This is a genomic window from Streptomyces hilarionis, from assembly GCF_024539675.1.
GTDB classification, from domain to species: domain Bacteria; phylum Actinomycetota; class Actinomycetes; order Streptomycetales; family Streptomycetaceae; genus Streptomyces; species Streptomyces hilarionis.
In genome coordinates, this window is the sequence record NZ_JAHHIT010000535.1 from 1 (window position 1) to 357 (window position 357).

Below are 357 nucleotides of genomic sequence, written 5' to 3' on the forward strand. Positions count from 1 at the left end.
TCTGATCATTGATCGTGCTGGTCAGGCCTGCGATATGCTCTCCCCGAGCAACTAACTCTTGTTCAAATTCCGCAAGGCGCTTCGCACGCAGTGACAACTCTGATTCAATACTCCTAATATGCACTGACTGATCATTGATTGTCAGTTCCCTGCCGTTCACAGCATCACGAAGGTCAGTCACCTTCGCCTCTAAGGTGGCGACATAAAGTTTCACATTATAATGTGATAGTATTTCTTCTTTAGCATCTTTGATGTCATCAGGAACTTCATAGCCAAATAAACTCAACGACGCTTTGACGCGATCTGGAAGGCTTGAGAACTGGCACGTTTTATCTTTCTTCCAAGCGTATGCGCTCC

General features: G+C 45.7%; 1 protein-coding gene. It reads right to left on the minus strand.

Annotation, left to right across the window (positions count from 1 at the left end; all coding sequences use genetic code 11):
* The coding region (locus tag KMS84_RS39420; protein WP_256921469.1) for a hypothetical protein at positions 1-357 on the minus strand (357 nt) is incomplete at both ends.